Genomic DNA, 15,569 nt, shown 5'->3' on the forward strand with positions numbered 1-15,569 from the left:
ACTAACTCCCCGTACTCCGGTACGAACGAAGACCCGCCCGCCAGGCCACCCCGGCGAGCGCACAACAGACGACCGCCACGAGCGGCGGCAGGAACGCGACCCACTCCGGCAGGTCGAGCGGATACGGCAGATCCAGCACGTACAACGCGGGCAGCCAGTTCACGAAGGCGAGCGGCAGCACGAACGTCACCCCACGCACCAGATCCGTCGCGAAGACCGTCGGCGGGTACTGCAGCAGCGTCGTCCCGCCGTACGTGAAGGAGTTCTGCACCTGCGACGCGTCCTGCGCCACGAACTGGAAGGCCCCGCCCGCCACGAAAACCGACGCGAAGATCGCGGTCCCGCTCACCACCATCACCGGCATCAGCAGCACCTTCAGCGGAGTCCAGGAGATGTCGACCACCGCGAGCGCGTACCCGAGAACCAGCAGCCCCTGCGTGATCCGGCCCAGCCGCCGCAGCGCGAACCGGTCCGCGGCGACCTGCGCGAGCACCGGCGCCGGCCGCACGAGCAGCGTGTCGAGCGTGCCGTCCCGCACCCGCCGGCCCAACCGGTCCATCGAACCGATCGTCAGATCCGTCAGACCGAACGCCGTACTGGACAACCCGTACAGGAACGCCACCTCACCCAGCGAATAGCCGCCGAGCTCGTCGACCCGCGAGAACATCAGCAGGATCGCGACGAAGTCGAGCGCCGTCCCCGCGAAGTTCCCGAGAGCGGTCATCACGAACGACGCGCGGTACGCCATCGTCGAACGGATCCACATCCACGCGATCAGCCGGTAGGCGCGCAGCCCGTCCACCACACGCGAACCCCCGACCGGCGCGAAGTCACCCTCACGCCGCTCCCACAGGTCAGCCACCCTGGACCACCACCCTGCGCGTCGCCGCCGACTGGATCATCCGGCCCACCGCCAGCAGCCCGACCGCCCACGCGGCCTGGAAGACGTACGTACGCAGCACCCCCGAGCCCGTACGCTCCCCCAGCAGCACATCCGCCGGCGCCTGGATCAGCGCCGACCAGGGCAGCGCCCGGGCCAGCTCGCCGAGACCGCCGGGAAAGACGTTCAGCGGCAGGGTCATCCCGGAGAAGAACAACCCCGCGAGAACCGCCAGTTGCTGCACACCCGCCCCGTCCATGAACCAGAACGCCAGCAGCGCCACGACATAGCGGATCGCGAAACTCACCAGCAGACCGAGGGCGACGGCGACGAGGAACGCCAGCCAGGTCAGGACGTCGCCCGGCAGCGCGAGATGGAACACCAGTCCCCCGAACGCCATCGGCACCACACCGCGTCCCACCAACTGGAACCCGGCCCGCCCCGCGTCGGCGGCCAGCCACCACATCTGAAGGTCCGCCGGCCGGTACAGGTCGATCGCGATGTCACCCGTACGGATTCTCTCGGTCATCTCGTCCTCGAAACCGCCCCCCATCACCGCGACCGCCGCGAGCAGCCCCTGCCCGAGCCACACATAGGTCACGGCCTGGGACTGGTCGTACCCCCCGAGACCAGGCCTCTCCTCCCACAGGGCGATGTACGTGTACGCCAGGATCAGCCCGAAGACCGTGTTGGTGAACACGCCCGCGGCGGTGGCCACCCGATAGGTCGCATACCGTCGGAACGCACCCACCATGACGGCCGCGTACAGCCTTCCTGCCCCCACCCCGGGCCCCCTTCGACCGTCACGAGCCAAAGCGAAGGAGCCTAGCCGCGGGGCCCCGCCACGTGCCAGGCAATTTCCCGCCCGACGCGTGCCCCGCACCGGGAACGAATCACCGGATGCGACAGTCTTCAAAGGGAGGGGCGCACAAGGCGTACCAGGGCGTACGAGGCGTACGACGCGAAACGGGAGTCCGGCACAAGATGAACGACCAGCCGCAGCCGCAGCAGCCGAGCGAGGGCTGGGCACCGAGGGAACCGGGGGCCGCCACAGCGGCGGCCCCGGACGCACCCGGCAAGAAGCCCAAACGCCCGAGGCGCACCGGATGGCGACGCCTGATCCCGACCTGGCGCCTGGTGCTCGGCGCCTTCGTCACCGTGGGCCTGCTGCTCATCGGCGTGTTCGCGCTCGGCTACTACCTGGTGAAGATCCCGGCGGCGAACTCCGCGGCGATCAAGCAGAGCAACGTGTACCTGTACGCCGACGGCAGCCAGCTCGCCCGCGACGGCGAGGTCAACCGGGAGAACGTGAAACTGACGGCGATCTCCAAGAAGGCCCAGCACGCGGTACTGGCCGCCGAGGACCGTGACTTCTACACCGAGTCGGCGGTCGATCCCAAGGCGATGGTCCGCGCCGCGTGGAACACCGCCACGGGCAAGGGCAAGCAGTCCGGTTCGACGATCACCCAGCAGTACGTGAAGAACTACTACCTGGCGCAGGACCAGACGGTCACCCGCAAGGCCAAGGAGTTCTTCATCGCCATCAAGCTGGACCGCGAGAAGAGCAAGGACGACATCCTCGAGGGCTACCTCAACACCAGCTACTTCGGCCGCAACGCCTACGGCATCCAGGCCGCCGCCCAGGCCTACTACGGCGTCGACGCCAAGAGCCTCACCGCCGCCCAGGGCGCCTACCTGGCCGCCCTGCTGAACGCGCCGAGCGAGTACGACGTCGTCGCGCACCCCGAGAACAAGCCCGCGGCGCTGGCCCGCTGGAACTACGTCCTCGACGGCATGGTCAAGAAGAAGTGGCTCACCGCGGCGGACCGCGCCGGCACCAAGTTCCCCGAGCCCAGGCAGACGGTGATCGCGGCCGGCATGTCCGGACAGCGCGGCTACATCGTGAAGGCCGTGAACGACTACCTCACCGACAACAAGATCCTCGACGAGGACGCACTGAACGCGGGCGGCTACCGCATCACGACCACCCTGCAGAAGTCCAAGCAGGACTCGTTCGTGAAGGCCGTCGACGACCAGGTGATGGACGAGCTCGACAAGAAGAACCGCAAGGTCGACAACTACGTCCGCGCGGGCGGGGCCTCCATCGACCCCAAGTCCGGCAAGGTCCTCGCGATGTACGGCGGCATCGACTACACCAAGCAGTACTACAACAACGCCACCCGCCGGGACTACCAGGTCGGCTCCACCTTCAAACCGTTCGTGTTCACCTCGGCCGTACAGAACGACTCGACCACCCAGGACGGCCGCACGATCACCCCCAACACCGTCTACGACGGCACGAACAAACGCCCCGTGGAAGGCTGGGAGGGCGGCACCTACGCCCCGGAGAACGAGGACCAGGTCTCGTACGGCGACATCTCCGTCCGCACCGCCACGGACAAGTCCGTGAACTCCGTGTACGCGCAGATGGCCGTGGACGTCGACCCCGAGAAGGTCATGAAGACGGCCGTCGACCTCGGCGTCCCGTCCGACACCCCCGACCTGAACGCCTCCCCCTCGATCGCGCTCGGCCCCTCCACGGCCAGCGTCCTCGACATGGCGGAGGCCTACGCGACACTCGCCAACCACGGCAAGCGCGGCACGTACCGGATGATCGAGAGCATCACCAAGGACGGCGCCGACGTCGTCGACCTGCCCGAGCGGAAGACCTGGCAGGCCGTGAGCCGCGAGGCCGCCGACACCACGACCTCGATGCTGCAGAGCGTCGTCGAGGGCGGCACCGGCACGGCCGCGCAGGCCGCGGGACGTCCCGCGGCGGGCAAGACCGGCACCGCGGAGAACGACAAGGCGGCCTGGTTCGCCGGCTACACCCCGAACCTCGCCACCGTCGTCGCCGTGATGGGCCAGGACCCCGACACGGGCGTCCACAAGGAGCTGTACGGGGCGCTCGGGCAGCAGCGCATCAACGGCGGCGGGTACCCGGCCCAGATCTGGGCCCAGTACACGAAGGCCGCGCTCAAGGGCGTGGCCGTCCAGGACTTCGACCTCAGGATCCAGCCGGGCGCCGACGAGCAGCAGCTCCCGCCTGCGGACCCGGACGAGGACGAGCCCGCCACGGCCGGCCAGGACAACGGCGGGACGACCACCGGCGGCGAGGAACCCCCGGGCACCCAGGGCCAGGACAACGGCGGCACCACGACCGACGGAGGCACCACCGGCGACGGCGGCACGACGGACGGCACGGACGGCGGCACGGGCACGGACGGCGGCACCACCACCGACGGAGGCACCACCGGCAACGGCGGCACCACCGGCGACGGAGCGAGCGGCACCACCGGCGACGGCGGCACGACGACCGACGGAGGGACGACGGACGGCCAGGACGGCGGCACGGGCACCACGTTCGGAGACTTCCCGTAGCGACCCGGGGCCGATTGGGCGGCTAGTGCCCCGAGGTCGCCTTCAGACCGACCACAGCCACCAGCAGGAGACAGACGAAGAAGATCCGGGCGGCGGTCACCGGTTCACCCAGCACCGCCATACCGAACACCGCCGCCCCGGCCGCACCGATACCCACCCACACCCCGTACGCGGTACCGATGGGCAACGACTTCGCCGCGTACGACAGCAGGAACATGCTGGCGACGATGCCCGTCCCGGTGAGAACACTCGGCACCAGCCGGGTGAACCCCTCCGTGTACTTCATCCCGATCGACCAGCCCACCTCGAGCAGACCGGCGACGACAAGCAGAACCCAGGCCATCAGGCACCTCCGTGAAGGAATCAACAGGGGTGCGTCGTCTTGTCCTGCCCCGGTACGGCGCGTCTCGTCGGGTTCCCTCAACGGTAGCAAGCAGCAACAAGAAAGGGCCGGTGACGATGGTCACCAGCCCTTTCTGCCACTGTTTCCAGGCCTCCCGGCGCAACCAGTCCGGGATCTGTCCCGGATCTGTCCGGGACTGTCCAGGCTCTGACCGGGATCTGTCCGGGATCTAGAGATACAACCCCGTCGAGTCCTCGGAACCCTCGAACCGGTCCGCCGCCACGGCATGCAGATCCCGCTCGCGCATCAGCACGTAAGCGGTGCCACGCACCTCCACCTCGGCCCGGTCCTCCGGGTCGTACAACACCCGGTCGCCCGGCTCCACCGTCCGCACGTTCTGCCCGACCGCGACGACCGCCGCCCAGGCCAGACGCCGGCCGACAGCCGCGGTCGCGGGGATCAGGATGCCGCCACCGGAACGCCGCTCGCCCTCGGCGGTGTCCTGCCGCACCAGCACACGGTCGTGCAGCATCCGAATGGGCAGCTTGTCGTCATGGCTGCTGGGCTCAGTCCTCTTGGCGCTCACGGTCCGAACCTACCTGCCTTCTCACAGCCCGTACGCGGGTGGGGCGGGCGCATTCAGCCCTTACGGCGCCTGGGGCCCAGCGTGAGCAGCCCGACGACACCCACCAGCACGAGAGCCACGGGCACGATGCGCTCCAGCCGCGGCGCACCCTCCTCCGTGACGAACTGCCCCTTCACATCACCGACGACGCGGTTCACGCCGACATAGGCACGCCCCAGCGTGTGGTCGACGCTCGACGCCACCCTCGCCTTCGCGTCCCCGACGATCGTTTTCGGATGTACCCGCACACCGATCTCGTCGAGCGTCTCGGCGAGAGTTTCGCGACGGCGCTTGATGTCCGCCTCGATCTGCGCCGGAGTCCTGGTGTCCGGCGTGCTCGACGTGTCCGACACGCGCTGCCTCCGTGGTCGTGGTCGTTTCTTCCCGTGGCCTGTTCCCGTCGGCCTTTTCTCTGGTCGACAGTCTGTCAGCTCCGCCCGCCGCGCACCGCCCGGCACCCCCATTACGCTCGGTTCCGTATCCACCACCTCGCAAGGAGACCGAACCGAGATGAGCGAGCGACTCCAGCCCGGCGACCCCGCCCCCGCCTTCACCCTGCCCGACGCCGACGGCAACGAGGTGTCCCTGGCCGACCGCAAGGGCCGGAAGGTCATCGTCTACTTCTACCCCGCCGCGCTCACTCCAGGCTGCACCAAGCAGGCCTGCGACTTCACCGACAACCTGGACCTCCTCGCGGGCGCCGGCTACGACGTCATCGGCATCTCCCCCGACAAGCCCGAGAAGCTCGCCAAGTTCCGCGAGAAGGAGAACCTCGGGATCACCCTGCTCGCCGACCCCGACAAGACGGTCACCGAGTCCTACGCCGCCTACGGCGAGAAGAAGAACTACGGCAAGACGTACATGGGCGTCATCCGCTCCACGATCGTCGTGGACGAGGAGGGCAAGGTCGAGCGGGCCCTCTACAACGTCCGGGCCACGGGCCATGTCGCGAAGATCATCAAGGACCTGGGGATCTGAGGACCACTGGAGCCGTCCGGCCAGTAGCATGACCGGACGGTGGGCGGCCGTGGTGGAATTGGCAGTCACGCTGGGTTTAGGTCCCAGTGGGGTAAAACCCGTGGGGGTTCGAGTCCCCCCGGCCGCACAGGTGTCGAGTGCATACGTGCGTCGAACACGCAGCGCCGCGTCCCGTCCGATCGTGTCGATCGGACGGGATCTCGTCGTTTCCGACGTGCTTGCGTCTCCGACGTTCGAGTGGACCGTGGAGGGGCAACTCAGCCCAACAGCTCCCGCACCACCGGCACCAGCCCCCTGAACGCCTTGCCGCGGTGGCTGATCGCGTTCTTCTCTTCGGGGGTCAGTTCTGCGCAGGTGCGGGTGTCGCCGTCCGGCTGGAGGATCGGGTCGTAGCCGAAGCCGTGGGAGCCGGTGGGTTCGTGGCGGAGCGTTCCTCGCAGGCGGCCTTCGACGACGCGCTCGGTGCCGTCGGGCAGGGCGAGGGCGGCGGCGCAGGCGAAGTGGGCGCCGCGGTGTTCGTCCGCGATGTCGCCGAGTTGGGCGAGGAGGAGGTCGAGGTTGGCCCGGTCGTCGCCGTGGGTGCCGGACCAGCGGGCGGAGAAGATGCCGGGGGCGCCGCCGAGGACGTCCACGCACAGTCCGGAGTCGTCGGCGACCGCGGGGAGGCCGGTGGCCCGGGCGAGGGCGTGGGCTTTGAGGAGGGCGTTCTCGGCGAAGGTGACGCCGGTTTCCTTGACGTCGGGGATCTCCGGGTAGGCGTCCGCGCCGACGAGGTCGTGTGGCAGACCTGCGGCGGCGAGGATCGCCCTCAGCTCGGTGATTTTTCCGGCGTTGCGGGTGGCGAGGATCAGGCGGGTCATGGTTCTCACCCTAGCCAGGTGGGCGGTGTCGCCGGGGCGTGCCGCCCGTGGTCGTCGCCGCCCGCGGGGCCGGTCGTCGTCGCTACGGCGTGCAGACCTTGGTCAGTTCGCCCGCGGCGTCCGTCACGGGGCTGATGTCGGGGGTCTGGTCGCCGCTCTTGATGGAGTCGCGGACGTTGGTGACCGCTGCCTGGAGGTCGTCGACGGCCTTGTTGATGTCGGTGTCGTCGGTCTTGTCACCGATGGTGTCGAGGTTCTTGTCGATCGAGTCGAGGGCCTCGCCCGCCTGCGTCGGGTCGTTCGCCGCGTTCTCGACGGCCTGCTGGAGGTCCGTGACGCTGTCGGCGATCGTGTCGGCGGTCTGGACGCAGTCGAGTGCCTTGTTGACGGCGTCGCAGCCGGTGGTCAGTCCGGCTGTGAGTGCGACGGCAGCCACGGCTGCGGCGACGATGGTGATGCGGCGTGGTCGGCGGCGGCTGGCGGCCATGGAACGGTCCTCCCGTTGTTCAGGCCCACAAGGGCCCCGTTTCGCAGGCCTCAGGGCCCCCGTTGTGGTGCTGCCGGGCGCACGGCGGTGAGCCGTACGCCCGTACATGTAGGGACGCGACGGTGGGTGTCGTGGTTGCCTGCGGCCCACGGCCGTCTTGGTGCGTCCTTTACCTTTCGAGGACCGTATCAAGTGCCGTGCGCTGGGCGACAGCGAGTTCTGTGCAGCCCGATACGGCAAGGTCGAGGAGGGAGTTGAGCTCGTCGCGGGCGAAGGGCTCGGCCTCGGCGGTGCCCTGGATCTCGACGAAGCGGCCGTCGCCGGTGCAGACGACGTTCATGTCGGTGTCGGCGCGCACGTCCTCCTCGTAGCAGAGGTCGAGGAGGGGGATGCCGCCGACGATGCCGACGGAGACGGCGCTGACCGTTCCGGTCAGGGGCTGCCGGCCGGCCTTGATGAGTTTGCGGCCCTGGGCCCAGGAGATGGCGTCGGCGAGGGCGACGTAGGCGCCGGTGATGGCGGCGGTGCGGGTGCCTCCGTCGGCCTGGAGGACGTCGCAGTCGAGGACGATGGTGTTCTCGCCGAGTGCTTTGTAGTCGATGACCGCGCGCAGGGAGCGGCCGATGAGGCGGCTGATCTCGTGGGTGCGGCCGCCGATCTTGCCGCGGACGGATTCGCGGTCGCCGCGGGTGTTGGTGGCGCGGGGGAGCATGGAGTACTCGGCGGTGACCCAGCCTTCGCCGCTGCCCTTGCGCCAGCGCGGGACGCCTTCGGTGACGGAGGCGGTGCAGAAGACCTTCGTGTCGCCGAAGGAGACGAGGACGGAGCCTTCGGCGTGCTTGCTCCAGCCGCGTTCGATGGTGGTGGGGCGGAGCTGTTCGGGCGCGCGGCCGTCGATGCGAGACATGGCGAGGAGCCTAGTCGTTCACGGGTGAGGGGCCGTCCCTGGTGCGGGAAGCGGCCCCTCCGGGGTGGGTCTCGGTGTTCTCGTCGTCGTGCTGGTCTTCAGTGGTGCTGGTCTTCAGTGGTGCGGTGTCGGAGGGGTCACATCATGTCTTCGATGTCCGCGGCGACGGGGTCGGCATCGGTGCCGATGACGACCTGGATCGCCGTGCCCATCTTGACGACGCCGTGGGCGCCTGCGGCTTTCAGGGCGGCTTCGTCGACCTTGCTGGGGTCGATGACCTCGGTGCGCAGTCGGGTGATGCAGCCTTCGACTTCTTCGATGTTGTCGATGCCGCCGAGCCCGGCGACGATCTTCTCAGCCTTGCTGGCCATGTCCTACTCCCTGATCCGAACCGCTTTGTCGCAGTAACCCACAGTTGGCCCATCTTCGCGAGCGGTCGTGTCGCCTCTGCCGAATGATGGCGGTCACGGCAGCACAACCGTTCGCCGACTGGTCTACACCAGTTTTCAACGGCCGCCAAACTTGGCTTCGTTCCGCGGGGTCCGGGCCGGCGCCGAGGGACGCAGGAGGACACGCATGAGTGCCGACAGTGCGGCCGCGCCCACGCGCTCCCGTTGGGGTGACCTTTTCCAGGGTCTGCAGAAGATGGGGCGCAGCCTTCAACTGCCCATCGCCGTGCTGCCGGCGGCGGGCATCCTGAATCGCCTGGGGCAGCCGGACGTGTTCGGGGCCGACGGTCTGGGCTGGACGAACGTCTCGAAGGTGATGGCGGGGGCGGGCAGCGCGCTGCTGGACGGTTCGCTGGGGCTTCCGCTGCTGTTCTGTGTCGGTGTGGCCATCGGGATGGCGAAGAAGGCCGACGGTTCGACGGCGCTGGCGGCAGTGGCGGGGTTCCTCGTCTACTACAACGTGTTGCGGCAGTTCCCCGAGGACTGTGCGGATCAGGCGAAGGTGGTGGCCGCCGGCTGCCAGGCGGACGACGGCTCGGTGGTGGTCTTCACCTACCAGAATCCGGGTGTCTTCGGCGGCATCCTGATGGGCCTGATGGCCGCTTACTTCTGGCAGCGTTACCACCGTACGAGGCTCGTGGACTGGCTCGGTTTCTTCAACGGCCGCCGGCTGGTGCCGATCATCATGGCGTTCGTGGCGATCGCGTTCGCCGCGCTGTGTCTGTGGGTGTGGCCGCCGATCGGCCGGGGCCTGGAGGATTTCAGTGACTGGCTGGTCAGTCTGGGTGCGTGGGGCGCGGGGGTCTTCGGTGTCGCGAACCGTGCGCTGCTGGTGATCGGGCTGCATCAGTTCCTGAACGTGCCGATGTGGTTCCAGTTCGGCAGTTACACGAAGCCGGACGGCACGGTCGTGCACGGTGACATCAACATGTTCCTGGCGGGCGACCCGGATGCGGGGCAGTTCACGTCCGGCTTCTTCCCCATCATGATGTTCGCGCTGCCGGCGGCGTGCCTGGCGATGGCGCACTGTGCGAAGCCGCATCGCCGCAAGGAGATCGGTGGCCTGATGCTGTCGATCGCGTTGACGTCGTTCGTCACGGGCATCACGGAGCCGATCGAGTACTCGTTCGTGTTCATCGCGCCGTTGCTGTACGCGGTGCACGCGGTGCTCACCGGTGTGTCCATGGCGGTGACGTGGGGTCTGGGCGTGCATGACGGCTTCAGTTTCTCGGCGGGGCTGATCGACTACGTCATCAACTGGAACCTGGCGACGAGACCTTGGGCGATCATCCCGATCGGTCTGTGTTTCGCGGCGGTCTACTACGTGGTGTTCCGTTTCGCGATCACGAAGTTCGACCTGCCGACGCCGGGACGGGAGCCGGACGACGAGGTCGAGGACGTGACGAAGGCCTAGCGGTCGGGAGAGCTTTCCGACGGTGCTTGGCGAAGGGCCCCCGGACCACTGGTCCGGGGGCCCTTCGCTGTGGCTTCTGGACGCTTTCATCCGGTTGTGTGGCGGCTCGTTCCCCTATGGTCCAGGCCACAAAATTGGCGGGTTCCTTATCTCGCCTTCACCGTGCTACAACAGGTCTACACCACTGAGTGGTGTAGACCACGTGGATGCGTCCATCCCTCGTGCACTCCTCTTTCTCTCCCTCTCCGCCTCCGGCGGCACGCAGCACATGGAGGAACAATGACCACCGCCACAGCTCCGGCGGCCCCCACGAAGAAGTGGGGCTCCGGCCTGCTCCAGGGCCTGCAGAAGGTCGGCCGCAGCCTGCAGCTCCCCATCGCCGTGCTGCCGGCCGCCGGCATCCTGCTCCGTCTCGGCCAGCCCGACGTGTTCGGCCCCGACGGGCTCGGCTGGGACAAGGTCGCCTCCGTGTTCGCCACGGCCGGTGACGCGGTCTTCGCCAACCTCCCGCTGCTGTTCTGCGTCGGCATCGCCATCGGCTTCGCCAAGAAGTCCGACGGCTCCACCGCCCTCGCGGCGCTCGTCGGATTCCTCGTCTACAAGAACGTGCTCACCGCGTTCCCGATCACCGAGGCCAAGGTCCAGAAGGGCGCGGACGTCGCCGCGACCTACAACGACCCCAAGGTCCTCGGCGGCATCGTGATGGGCCTGATAGCCGCCGTCACCTGGCAGCGGTTCCACCGCACCAAGCTGCCCGACTGGCTCGGCTTCTTCAACGGCCGCCGTCTCGTCCCGATCCTGATGGCCTTCATCGGCACCGCGGTCGGCGTCTTCTTCGGCCTGGTCTGGGAGCCCGTCGGTGACGTCATCACCAACTTCGGCGAGTGGATGACCGGCCTCGGCGCGGTCGGCGCGGGCATCTTCGGCGCGATCAACCGCGCGCTGCTTCCCGTCGGCATGCACCAGTTCGTGAACACCGTCGCCTGGCAGGAGATCGGTTCCTTCAAGGACTCCGCGGGCACCGTCTGGCACGGTGACCTGCCCCGCTTCTTCCACGGCGACCCGACCGCCGGCCAGTTCATGACGGGCTTCTTCCCCATCATGATGTTCGCGCTGCCGGCCGCCGCCCTCGCGATCACGCACTGCGCCCGCCCCGAGCGCCGCAAGGCCGTGGGCGGCATGATGGTCTCCCTCGCGCTGACGTCGTTCGTCACCGGCATCACCGAGCCGATCGAGTTCGCGTTCATGTTCATCGCGCCGGTCCTGTACGTGATCCACGCGGTGCTGACCGCCCTCTCGATGGCCATCACCTGGGCGCTGGGCGTGCACCACGGCTTCAGCTTCTCCGCCGGTGCCATCGACTACTTCCTGAACTGGAACCTCGCCACCAAGCCCTGGATGATCATCCCGATCGGCCTGGTCTTCGCGGCGGTCTACTACGTGACCTTCCGCTTCGCGATCATCAGGTTCAACCTCGCCACCCCGGGCCGTGAGCCCGACGAGGAGGTCGAGGACCTCACCAAGGCGTGAGCTCTCGCACCACGTACGAAAGGCCCCCGGACCCATTGGGTTCCGGGGGCCTTTCGTACGCGTGCGCGCGGATCGGCGCGAGCGCGCTCAGATCTCGTACGTGGCCCGCGGCGTCGCCAGTTCCACCGGTCCCCCGAACACCTCGCGGGCGTCCACCAGGTTGGCCTGGGGGTCCGTCCACGGCGGGATGTGGGTGAGTACGAGGCGGCGGGCGCCGGCGCGGGTCGCGGTCTCGCCGGCCTCGCGGCCGTTGAGGTGGAGGTCCGGGATGCTCTCCTTGCCGTGGGTGAACGCGGCCTCGCAGAGGAACAGATCCGTGTCCCGGGCCAGTTCGTCGAGCGTGTCGCACACGCCCGTGTCCCCGGAGTACGTGAGCGACCGCCCGCCGTGCTCCACGCGGATGCCGTACGCCTCCACGGGATGGCTGACCTTCTCGGTGTGCACCGAGAAGGGGCCGATCTCGAAGGAGCCCGGCTTGACGGTGTGGAAGTCGAAGACCTCGCTCATGGAGGAGGCGGAGGGGGTGTCCGCGTACGCGGTGGTCAGTCGCTGCTCGGTGCCCTCGGGTCCGTACACCGGAATCGGATCGCAGCGACCGCCGTCGTGGCGGTAGTAGCGCGCGACGAAGTACGCGCACATGTCGATGCAGTGGTCGGCGTGCAGATGGCTGAGGAAGATCGCGTCAAGGTCGTAGAGACCGCAGTGGCGCTGCAGCTCGCCAAGGGCACCGTTGCCCATGTCGAGAAGCAGCCGGAAGCCGTCGGCCTCGATGAGGTAGCTCGAACAGGCCGATTCCGCGGACGGGAACGACCCCGAGCAGCCGACGACGGTGAGCTTCATAAAGCAGAAACCTCCGCTGGCGGGGAGTGAAGTCGGGGGTCGTGCGGTCCGTCGAGCGTAAGGCGCAAAAGGGCGGGTCGCTCCTCCGTCGAGGGCTGTTGTGGGCGAACTCACCTGCGGTGTCACCGGTTCGGGGGCAGCGGGGTGGCCGGCGGCAGGGCCGGGGGCACACGGGCGTGGGCGGGGGCGCGCCGGTACCGTCGTACGCATGGACACGTGGTGGTGGCTCGCGTTGGCGGCCGTGGTGCTGCTCGCGGGCGTGGCGGCCCTGGTCGACGGGTGGGGGCGCGGGCGGCCGCCCGGCAGGCGGGGGCGGTCGTCGCAGCGGCCACCGGGGAGGGCCGACGGGGTCGACCGCTCGCCCCGGCCGCAGCCGGCGGAGATCTGGTGGGCGAATGTGCCGTTCGAGGACGGGCCGGGTGCGAAGGACCGGCCCTGCCTCGTCCTGTCGGTCCGGGGGCGCCGGGCCGTGGTCGCCAAGATCACCACGAAGCACCACGACGGGCGGAGCGGGGTCATCGCGCTTCCCGCGGGGGCCGTGGGTGACGCCCGGGGGCGTGCGAGCTTCCTGGAGACCGACGAGCTGCGGAGGTTGCCGGTGCGGGAGTTCCGGCGGCGGGTGGGGGTGCTGGACCCCGGGGTCTGGGACCGGGTGCGGCACCTGACGAAGTAGGGCTTCGGGCGCCTCGCGCCCGCCCGCGCCGTCCCTCGGTCCGAGCGGCCTCGTGCGCGGCCCCGGACGCCGATCGCCGGACGGGCCGGGAGCAGCCCTCCGACGTTCGAGGAGCGGGCGTTCCGGGGCGGGGCGGGGTGATGCCCTACGCCCAGAGCTGGCCCTGGAGTGTCTCGATGGCCTCTTCCGTGGTGGCGGCGGTGTAGACGCCCGTGCTGAGGTACTTCCAGCCGCCGTCGGCCACGACGAAGACGATGTCGGCGGACTCCCCTGCCTGGACGGCCTTGCGCCCGACGCCGATCGCCGCGTGCAGTGCGGCTCCGGTGGACACCCCGGCGAAGATCCCCTCCTGCTGGAGGAGCTCCCGCGTCCGGGTGACGGCGTCGGCCGAGCCGACCGAGAAGCGCGTGGTCAGCACCGAGGCGTCGTAGAGCTCGGGGACGAAGCCCTCGTCGAGGTTGCGGAGGCCGTAGACGAGGTCGTCGTAGCGCGGCTCGGCGGCGACGATCTTCACGTCCGGCTTCTGCTCGCGGAGGTACCGGCCCACGCCCATCAGCGTTCCGGTGGTGCCGAGCCCGGCGACGAAGTGGGTGACGGAGGGCAGGTCGGTCAGGATCTCCGGGCCTGTCGTGGCGTAGTGCGCGCCCGCGTTGTCGGGGTTGCCGTACTGGTAGAGCATCACCCAGTCGGGGTGTTCGGCGGCGAGCTCCTTCGCCACGCGTACCGCCGTGTTGGAACCGCCCGCCGCCGGTGAGGGGATGATCTCGGCGCCCCACATGGCGAGCAGCTCACGCCGCTCCTGCGAGGTGTTCTCGGGCATGACGCACACCATGCGGTAGCCCTTGAGCTTGGCGGCCATGGCGAGCGAGATACCGGTGTTGCCGGACGTCGGTTCGAGGATCGTGCAGCCGGGTGTGAGCCTGCCGTCCTTCTCGGCCTGTTCGATCATGTGGAGCGCGGGGCGGTCCTTGACCGAGCCGGTCGGGTTGCGGTCCTCGAGCTTCGCCCAGATGCGGACGTCGGCGGACGGCGAGAGCCGCGGCAGGCGCACCAGAGGGGTGTTGCCCACCGCGGCCAGCGGGGAGTCGTAGCGCATCAGCGATCAGAGCCCGGCAGCCCGGTCAGACCATGCCGCCGGCCACGGCCGGCAGGATGGTGACGCTGTCGCCGTCGGTGAGCTTGGTGTTGATGCCGTCGAGGAAGCGGACGTCCTCGTCGTTCAGGTACACGTTCACGAAGCGGCGCAGTTCGCCGCCGTCCACGATGCGGGCCTGGATGCCCGTGTGGCGGCTCTCGAGGTCGTCGAGGAGCTCGGCGAGGGTCTCCCCGCCGCCCTCGACGGCCTTCTGGCCGTCGGTGTAGGTGCGGAGGATGGTGGGGATGCGGACCTCGATGGCCATGGTTGCGGGCTCCTGTCGGAAGGTGAGTCAGGTCTGGAGTGCGCGCGGCAGCGCGGGAGAAGCCGAGGGGCGGGCCGGTCGCGGCCCCGCGAAGCCGTGGCTCAGGGCCGTACGGCGGCAGGAATCAGCGCGTACAGATGGCGCTCTGCAGCCTGCACAGGTCGACGTGCAGCCGCGCCACGAGCAGCATGCCCGGCGTCTTGTCGCTCACGTCGTGGGAAACCATGGGCTCATCGTATCGATTCCCGGCCCGGGTCCTGGAATGTGATCTCAGATGGTGGATGAATTCTGACCGAAATGTGGGATCGCGCGGGTCAGTAGGCCTCCACCACCGTGACCTCCTCCTCCGTGACCTCGCCGTCGACGATGCGGTACGAGCGGAACTGGAAGTCGCCGAGCCCGTCGGTGTCGGCGGTCGAGACGAGGACGTAGTGCGCGTTCGGCTCGGACGCCAGGGAGATGTCCGTGCGGGACGGGTAGGCCTCGGTCGACGTGTGGGAGTGGTAGACGACCACCGGCTCCTCGTCGCGGTCGTCCATCTCGCGGTAGAGCTTGAACAGGTCGCCCGAGTCGAACTCGTAGAACGTGGGTGACATCGCCGCGTTCAGCATGGGGACGAAGCGCTCGGGGCGGCCGGTGCCCTCCGGGCCCGCGATCACGCCGCACGCCTCGTCGGGGTGGTCCCGGCGCGCGTGCGCGACGATCTGGTCGACGAGGGACTGGGTGATGGTCAGCATGGTGGTCAGGATAAGCAGACGGCAGCCCCGTACCGAAGGGTGGTACGGGGCTGCCCACATGGTGG

The 15,569-nt window shown here is 68.9% G+C and carries 19 protein-coding genes, 1 tRNA gene and 1 riboswitch; of the genes, 6 read left to right on the top strand and 14 right to left on the bottom strand.

All coding sequences use genetic code 11. The annotated features are described in order from the left end of the window. Position 1 precedes the first annotated feature (1 nt). Positions 2–862 carry an ABC transporter permease gene (locus tag KUF83_RS17260; RefSeq protein WP_374106084.1) on the bottom strand — a complete coding sequence of 287 codons (861 nt, stop codon included), beginning with the start codon at positions 860–862 and terminating at the stop codon, positions 2–4. Continuing rightward, entirely contained in the window at positions 855–1,634 is a 780-nt protein-coding gene (locus KUF83_RS17265; protein WP_217455632.1) for an ABC-2 family transporter protein, read from the bottom strand. Before KUF83_RS17265 ends, KUF83_RS17260 begins: the two co-directional genes overlap by 8 nt. A 230-nt stretch (positions 1,635–1,864) precedes the next feature. Between KUF83_RS17265 and KUF83_RS17270 the strand changes: the two genes are divergently transcribed. Further along, positions 1,865–4,261 carry a transglycosylase domain-containing protein gene (locus tag KUF83_RS17270; RefSeq protein ID WP_217455589.1) on the top strand — a complete coding sequence of 799 codons (2,397 nt, stop codon included), beginning with the start codon at positions 1,865–1,867 and terminating at the stop codon, positions 4,259–4,261. A 22-nt stretch (positions 4,262–4,283) separates the two neighbouring features. Here KUF83_RS17270 and KUF83_RS17275 read toward each other — a convergent pair whose 3' ends face one another. The 3 genes from KUF83_RS17275 to KUF83_RS17285 form a co-directional block, all read right to left on the bottom strand. Next, positions 4,284–4,604, bottom strand: a complete 321-nt coding sequence (locus KUF83_RS17275; protein ID WP_217455590.1) for a multidrug efflux SMR transporter — start codon at positions 4,602–4,604, stop codon at positions 4,284–4,286. A 28-nt stretch (positions 4,605–4,632) separates the two neighbouring features. Continuing rightward, positions 4,633–4,693: riboswitch (guanidine-III (ykkC-III) riboswitch) on the bottom strand. A gap of 140 nt (positions 4,694–4,833) precedes the next feature. Further along, entirely contained in the window at positions 4,834–5,190 is a 357-nt protein-coding gene (locus KUF83_RS17280) for a co-chaperone GroES (protein ID WP_217455591.1), read from the bottom strand. Positions 5,191–5,243: 53 nt separating this feature from the next. Next, positions 5,244–5,582: a DUF3618 domain-containing protein gene (locus tag KUF83_RS17285; protein WP_308403034.1), complete on the bottom strand. Its 339-nt coding sequence runs from the start codon at positions 5,580–5,582 to the stop codon at positions 5,244–5,246. 157 nt (positions 5,583–5,739) lie between these two features. Here KUF83_RS17285 and bcp point away from each other — a divergent pair, with 157 nt between their 5' ends. Further along, positions 5,740–6,207, top strand: coding sequence for a thioredoxin-dependent thiol peroxidase (bcp, locus tag KUF83_RS17290; protein ID WP_217455592.1), 468 nt, complete (start codon positions 5,740–5,742; stop codon positions 6,205–6,207). A gap of 43 nt (positions 6,208–6,250) precedes the next feature. Then, positions 6,251–6,334: transfer RNA gene (locus KUF83_RS17295), tRNA-Leu, on the top strand. Between the two features lie 130 nt (positions 6,335–6,464). Here the strand turns inward: KUF83_RS17295 and rdgB are convergent. From rdgB to KUF83_RS17315, 4 genes are all read right to left on the bottom strand, one after another. Continuing rightward, positions 6,465–7,067 carry an RdgB/HAM1 family non-canonical purine NTP pyrophosphatase gene (rdgB, locus tag KUF83_RS17300; protein WP_217455593.1) on the bottom strand — a complete coding sequence of 201 codons (603 nt, stop codon included), beginning with the start codon at positions 7,065–7,067 and terminating at the stop codon, positions 6,465–6,467. An 82-nt stretch (positions 7,068–7,149) separates the two neighbouring features. Then, positions 7,150–7,554, bottom strand: coding sequence for a hypothetical protein (locus KUF83_RS17305; protein WP_217455594.1), 405 nt, complete (start codon positions 7,552–7,554; stop codon positions 7,150–7,152). Positions 7,555–7,723: 169 nt separating this feature from the next. After that, complete coding sequence (gene rph, locus KUF83_RS17310; protein WP_217455595.1) at positions 7,724–8,461, bottom strand: ribonuclease PH; 738 nt, start codon at positions 8,459–8,461, stop codon at positions 7,724–7,726. Between the two features lie 137 nt (positions 8,462–8,598). Further along, a complete protein-coding gene (locus KUF83_RS17315; RefSeq protein WP_217455596.1) occupies positions 8,599–8,832 on the bottom strand; it encodes a glucose PTS transporter subunit EIIB in 234 nt (77 codons plus the stop codon). A gap of 205 nt (positions 8,833–9,037) precedes the next feature. Here KUF83_RS17315 and KUF83_RS17320 point away from each other — a divergent pair, with 205 nt between their 5' ends. Next, positions 9,038–10,324, top strand: a complete 1,287-nt coding sequence (locus KUF83_RS17320) for a PTS transporter subunit EIIC (protein ID WP_217455634.1) — start codon at positions 9,038–9,040, stop codon at positions 10,322–10,324. Positions 10,325–10,603: 279 nt separating this feature from the next. Next, positions 10,604–11,854 (top strand): PTS transporter subunit EIIC, encoded by a 1,251-nt coding sequence (locus KUF83_RS17325; protein ID WP_217455597.1) that lies wholly within the window; start codon positions 10,604–10,606, stop codon positions 11,852–11,854. Between the two features lie 87 nt (positions 11,855–11,941). Here KUF83_RS17325 and KUF83_RS17330 read toward each other — a convergent pair whose 3' ends face one another. Beyond that, complete coding sequence (locus KUF83_RS17330) at positions 11,942–12,694, bottom strand: MBL fold metallo-hydrolase (RefSeq protein ID WP_217455598.1); 753 nt, start codon at positions 12,692–12,694, stop codon at positions 11,942–11,944. Between the two features lie 208 nt (positions 12,695–12,902). Here KUF83_RS17330 and KUF83_RS17335 point away from each other — a divergent pair, with 208 nt between their 5' ends. Beyond that, positions 12,903–13,367, top strand: a complete 465-nt coding sequence (locus KUF83_RS17335; RefSeq protein WP_217455599.1) for a type II toxin-antitoxin system PemK/MazF family toxin — start codon at positions 12,903–12,905, stop codon at positions 13,365–13,367. 145 nt (positions 13,368–13,512) lie between these two features. Here KUF83_RS17335 and KUF83_RS17340 read toward each other — a convergent pair whose 3' ends face one another. The 4 genes from KUF83_RS17340 to KUF83_RS17350 form a co-directional block, all read right to left on the bottom strand. Then, positions 13,513–14,463 (bottom strand): PLP-dependent cysteine synthase family protein, encoded by a 951-nt coding sequence (locus tag KUF83_RS17340; protein WP_217455600.1) that lies wholly within the window; start codon positions 14,461–14,463, stop codon positions 13,513–13,515. A 25-nt stretch (positions 14,464–14,488) separates the two neighbouring features. Continuing rightward, entirely contained in the window at positions 14,489–14,767 is a 279-nt protein-coding gene (locus KUF83_RS17345; protein WP_217455601.1) for a MoaD/ThiS family protein, read from the bottom strand. Between the two features lie 124 nt (positions 14,768–14,891). Continuing rightward, the gene (locus KUF83_RS42990) at positions 14,892–14,993 is read right to left on the bottom strand and encodes a putative leader peptide (protein ID WP_313904860.1); all 102 of its coding nucleotides are present in this window, start codon (positions 14,991–14,993) and stop codon (positions 14,892–14,894) included. Positions 14,994–15,081: 88 nt separating this feature from the next. Continuing rightward, complete coding sequence (locus KUF83_RS17350; protein ID WP_217455602.1) at positions 15,082–15,504, bottom strand: Mov34/MPN/PAD-1 family protein; 423 nt, start codon at positions 15,502–15,504, stop codon at positions 15,082–15,084. Positions 15,505–15,569 lie beyond the last annotated feature (65 nt).

This window comes from Streptomyces sp. BV286 (genome assembly GCF_019090165.1).
Lineage (GTDB): Bacteria > Actinomycetota > Actinomycetes > Streptomycetales > Streptomycetaceae > Streptomyces.